Raw genomic sequence first — 5,294 nt, forward strand, 5'->3', positions numbered from 1 at the left:
CCGAGAATGAGCGGCGCGACGTTCACGCCACCCCCGACCCCGCATCGAATGTCCTATCCGCCCGCAACCGACGGCTGCAATACGCGTCTACCACCAAGTGATACGCTCGCAGTCGTGAGCACGAGCCCATGAAGTACCTCACGGTGTCCTCGATGGCTTTGGTCGGGTTCTGCTTGGCCTGCGACCGGCCCGCCCCACCGAGCGCGCCTCCAGTCGACGCGTCGACCGCCGCCGTCGAGTTCTGCGGTCATGCGGTCGCGCCCGACGCGACTCGAGTCGAATGCAACGACCGGAGCCTCGTGTCAGTCGAGCCGCTGGCCGCGCTGCTCAACCTCGAGACCGTCATTCTCGACCACACACACATCACGGACCTCGAACCAATCGTCGCCTGCAAGAGGATCAGCAAGCTCTCGATTCGGGATACGCAAGTCGTCGATGTCTCGGCTCTCCATGCGCTTCCGAAGTTGGAGACGCTCAATGCTAGCGGTGCGCCGATCGACATCGCGACGGTCGCCGCTCTGACACAGGTCGCGTACTTGGAGCTGTCGCCAAGTGGCGACAATCTGGACGCGCTCGCCGGCCTCGATCTGTACAGCTTGACGATTGATTCGGATACCGTCACCGACATCACCGCACTGTCCGATAAAGTCTTCGGACTCATGACTCTCGAGCTGCCACAGCTGCAAGACATATCGGCGCTCGCCAGCGTCAAGGTCTCGTTCCTGACCCTCCGCGCAGCTCAGCTCGTCGACGTGAGTCCGCTGTTGAAGATCGAGGGGCTCGAACGCCTCGAGCTGGTCACGCAGGCGAACCTCGAGCCGCTGGCGCGGTGCGAGTACCAGACGTTCGAGTACCTCAGCCTCGTGGTGCCGACCGCCAACGTCAGCGAGGAGCTGCGCTTGGATCTCCTCACATGCGCCGAGTATTTCATGTTCTATGAGCTCTGACCGTCGGCCGGGCCCTATCCGAGGATGGGTGAACGGGGGCGCATCACAGCGATCGCGCCCAGCCCTTGTGTCGCCCCAGGCTACACGACCTGGTCGCAGCATCCGTCGATGCACACGCGGGGTCCAGTACCGGACGGGGGTCAGGTTGAACACCCAAAACACGTAGTCTACAATCGCCAGACATGGCATTCGCTAAATTGCACAAGCTCAGAGGTCGACAGGTCGCACCGGCCACAGACCGCGGCAAGCGACCATTTACGCGTTCGTGGCTCCCGGCGTTCCAACTCCCCGAGTTGCACACAGCACCTCTCGCACCACAGTATAGACTCGAGGTCGGCGCCGCGGATGATGCCTATGAACGTGAGGCTGACGCGGTCGCCGACGCGGTCGTCGGTGGCGGTGAGTTCGACGAAAACCTGAGCGCTGGTGCCTTCGGCGTTCAGCGAGCCTGTGTGAGCTGCGAGTCGGACGAGTCGGACGAGGAGAAGCTGCGTCGCAGCCCACATGAGAGCGGCGGCTCGGCGCCCATCGTCACGCCGGACATGACCGCAAGGATCGCCAGCGCGCGAGCCGGTGGCGGCAAGGCGCTGCCGGCCTCGGCGCGGTCTTACTTCGAGCCCCGCTTCAACGTCGATTTCGGTCGCGTCCGGGTCCATCAAGACCCCAAGGCCTCCTCGTTGTCGAACAAGCTCGGCGCACGTGCGTTCACGGTGGGGCGAGATATTTTCTTCGGCGCTGGGCAGCTCGACTACAACAGCGATCGTGGACGCCACCTCGTCGCGCACGAGCTGACGCATACGATTCAGCAGACTGGGACACCACCCGCGTCAGCGCGTTGGACGGCGCCGATGCGTACTTCGGTCGAACACGAGCTTTTTGGGCCCCGTGGACGCTCCGGCCACCACCTCATCGCACACGACATGACACACACGCTGCACCAGCGCCAGCTCGGCCCGAGTTTGCAGCTCGCCAAGATCTCCAAGAAGAAGCCCCCCACGCTCGTCGTCGAGGAGGGCCTCGCGGACCCCAACCGTCGCTATTCGCTCGAAGTCAGGCACAAGGACACGATGCTGGCGGTGGCCAAACGCGCACGAGCCAGGATGCCGGCCCTGGCTGCCCGCGTCCCGGACACCGACCTGGCCAAGGCACTGATCGTTCTCAACCAGGACCATCTGGGGCTGGACGGGGACGCAACCCAGGGCTTCGTGCTCAGCTTCTGGTTTCAGGGAACGCGGGTCGGACTACCCGCCAGCCCCGCCCCCCGACCGATGCAGGACTCGGAGATCGACGCACGTGGGGCCATCGAATTCAACACTATCGCGGTTGCTCTCGACGAGTGGAGCAATCTCGGCCTCGAGCCGGGCCTCCTCAACCTCCGAGCGGCCAAACGACCGAAGCTGAACGCCCAGACGATCGAGCAGCAAGCCGCGAGGATCGCCGGACTTGGCGATGTCGAATCGATAGCGAAGGAGCTCGTGCGACTCGCCGAACATCCCGACCTCCTGCGGCCGATCATCGTGCCAGTGTGGGCCCAGCTTCACGCGCTCGACCAACTCGGGCTGGCGAACGCCTTCTTCACCCAGATCTCGGAGCCGGCGTTCAATCGCCTCGCCACCCACCCCGTTGGGCTCGAGATCATCGACCTCGTCGCCAAGCTCGCGTCGCCGCGCGCGTCGGGCAAGCTGCGTACGTTGGGCGTGTTTCCGATCGGCATGCACAACCCGATCATCACGTCCTGCTCCGTCGGGGGCGGAAACACCTGCATGAACAAGCTCTTCAAAGAGCTCGCCGTCATGTACGGCTCCGACGTCGCTGGCACGTACTTTCAGCGTCAGGGCGTGCACCTCGCTGACATCGAAAAAAAGCGAAACCTCGACGACAGGCAACAGCGCGAACGAGCCGACCTCCAAAAGACAATCGCCGCGGGCAACGCTTCCCCGGCCGACCTCGCCGCGCTCGACGCCAAGCACGCGGCCATGACGGTCACGGGCAAGCTACGGGTTCCGCACATCGCAGAATTCATGCAGAGGACTGGCACCGCGACTGAGGGCAAGAAGTTCAGGATGTCGAACGAGGATTGTGCCAATGCCCTGACCCAAGTCGAGCCATGCGTCAAGACCATGTTCAAGGACTGGAAGGCCGACAAAGTCCCGGACCACTTCGAGCTGGATGCGGGCAAGTCCCCAGGCTGGGACAAGGCCGACGGAAAGGTCGATCCCTTCGACTACATGGACAAGGCCATGTACGGGAGGCAGCCCGGTCTGTTCTTCTTCCCGCTCGGCGTCGTCGCTCATCACTCCGCCATGATCGTTGGCGTTCGTGTGGCGTCACGAGAACTCGAGACTGAGGTCGAGGGCGAGGATGGGAAGAAGCAAGCCGTGAAGTTCCAGAGCTCCGCGTTTGGTGGCTCGACCGCATATTTCTTCCTCGACCAGTTCAACGACAACCTGGAAGCGGAAAACGAGCTCAGTCGGACCAATGGAAATCTCCAGAGCATGCTCTATCACTTCACGATCAAGAAGGGCTGGAACGAGATGCTCAGGTGTGACGAACATGTCAACCTGCGGCGTGAAGACTTCGAGGGCCGCAGGAAGGGCGACCCCGACCTGTGCGCGGACTCGGACCCGGGTGAGGTGCGACAAGGGTGCACCGCGAACAAGCGCTGCCAGATGATCAACGACTCAATGATCTGGCAGATGCTGCCGGCTCACGACCTGGTGATCGACAAGCAGGCGTGAGCAGGAACGCATCAATACCTCACGGTGTTCTTGGTCGCGGTGGTCTGGGTCTACCTGGCCTGCGCCTGAAGGGCCGAGCGAAGCGAGGTTGCGGTGCTGCGAAGCAGTGCCGGGGCTCGTCGCCCCACACAAGGGGCCGCTAGATCCGTCGACGGACGCGCATCATCAGGGGCCGTGACATCCGCAAGGTCGTGATCGGGCGGCCCTCGATCTCGTCGTCGTCGACACGCGTGAGCTCGAAGCGTCCGACGATCGAGGCCAGCGCGACCACGCCCTCCAAGATCGCAAAGTGCTCGCCCAGGCACGCCCGACGCTCGAGCAGCACTGGCCGACCTTCGTCGAGCGGGCCGAGCCATCCGGCGGCTTGCCTGACTTCGTCGTCAAAGAGTTCGAGGCATACCTGCGCTGCGGCATCCTCGAGCATGGCCTCGCCCACTTTGCTTGCCGCCGCTGCGGCGAGTCGACGGTCGTGGCGCATTCGTGCAAAAAACGCGGATTCTGCCCGTCATGCACGGGCCGGCGTATGGCTGACGTCGCGGCCCACCTCGTCGACGAGGTGTTCCCGGAGGTCCCGGTTCGTCAGTGGGTCTGCTCGCTGCCGTGGCGGCTGCGCTACGCGATGGGCTACGACCGAAAGTTGTGCGCCGACGTGCTCGACGCGTTCATCGTCTCGTTGCGTCGCTCGCTGCGCTGCCGGGCAAAGGCAAAGCTCGGCCTGCGCTCGGTCGAGGACGCGCTGTTCGGTGCGCTCACCTTCATCCAGCGCGCCGACTCCTCGCTGCGGCTGAACGTGCACTTTCATTGCCTGGTGCTCGACGGCGTGTACGTGAGGGACGACGAGGGCGAGCTGCGCTTCCACTCGCTCGGGGCCCCCACCCGCGAGGAGGTCACCGAGGTTGCGAGGTGGACCCACGAGCGACTCGGCCGTGTGCTCGAACGTCACGGCTGCCAGCGAAGATGACCTCGGCGTCCTGCTTGACCACCAAGCTACGGCCGGGCGGCGCCGTGTCCTGTTCGAAGAATGCCACCCAGCCTCGGCGACGCGCAGTGCCATGCGATACCCGAGGCCGGCCGAGTTCGCAATAGGTCAGGCCGCGATCTCAGCGAGGCGCGTGTATTGGCCAGAGTCGGGGCCACCTGCTGCGCGACCACTGAGCACGCACCGCTCGGTGCGTGCACGGGGTCTTGCGGTGCGTGGCCCGGATCTCGGCCACATCGTTGGCTCACGCCTGAGCCCTGCAACACGACGGCGCGACGACCGAGCACCACGTCGTGGGGTCGGTCACCGCGACATGCTCGGCGCAGCGCCGAGACGGCTACGAGCGCCGACAGCCAGAGCAGACGCTGCTCTACCAGGTCGTCGCCGATCACTGGCCGAGCTTTCGCTAGCGCGCCGAGCAAGCAGGCGGCTTGCCGAAGTTCGTCGTCGACGAGTTCGAGGCGTACCTGCGTTGCGGGATCCTCGAGCACGGCGTCGCTCACCTCGCGTGCAGTCGCTGCGGCCACTCGCTCGTCGTGGCCTACTCCTGCAAGCGGCGAGGATTCTGTCCGTCGTGCCTTGGCCGGCGCATGTCGGACGTCGCGGCGCACCTCGTCGATGAGGTGTTGC

5 protein-coding genes are annotated in these 5,294 nt (G+C 64.5%); 4 read left to right on the forward strand and 1 reads right to left on the reverse strand.

The window, feature by feature from the left end; translation table 11 throughout:
* Positions 1 to 128: 128 nt before the first annotated feature.
* On the forward strand, positions 129 to 947 hold the full coding sequence (locus DB30_RS40220) for a leucine-rich repeat domain-containing protein (RefSeq protein ID WP_052559370.1): 819 nt from the start codon (positions 129 to 131) through the stop codon (positions 945 to 947).
* A gap of 293 nt (positions 948 to 1,240) precedes the next feature.
* Positions 1,241 to 3,685, forward strand: a complete 2,445-nt coding sequence (locus DB30_RS40225; protein WP_052559375.1) for an eCIS core domain-containing protein — start codon at positions 1,241 to 1,243, stop codon at positions 3,683 to 3,685.
* A 139-nt stretch (positions 3,686 to 3,824) separates the two neighbouring features.
* On the opposite strand, the gene DB30_RS40230 is transcribed toward DB30_RS40225, so the two are convergent.
* The gene (locus DB30_RS40230) at positions 3,825 to 4,109 is read right to left on the reverse strand and encodes a cytochrome P450 (protein ID WP_240480441.1); all 285 of its coding nucleotides are present in this window, start codon (positions 4,107 to 4,109) and stop codon (positions 3,825 to 3,827) included.
* Between DB30_RS40230 and DB30_RS40235 the strand changes: the two genes are divergently transcribed.
* Together DB30_RS40235 and DB30_RS40240 are read left to right on the forward strand one after the other, a co-directional pair.
* A complete protein-coding gene (locus DB30_RS40235; protein ID WP_240480440.1) occupies positions 4,050 to 4,646 on the forward strand; it encodes a transposase zinc-binding domain-containing protein in 597 nt (198 codons plus the stop codon). The genes DB30_RS40230 and DB30_RS40235 overlap by 60 nt on opposite strands.
* A 449-nt stretch (positions 4,647 to 5,095) precedes the next feature.
* A partial coding sequence (locus DB30_RS40240; RefSeq protein WP_205633194.1) for a transposase zinc-binding domain-containing protein occupies positions 5,096 to 5,294 on the forward strand: 199 nt, incomplete at its 3' end.

The sequence above is a fragment of the Enhygromyxa salina genome (assembly GCF_000737335.2).
Classification (GTDB): Bacteria; Myxococcota_A; Polyangia; order Nannocystales; family Nannocystaceae; genus Plesiocystis; species Plesiocystis salina_C.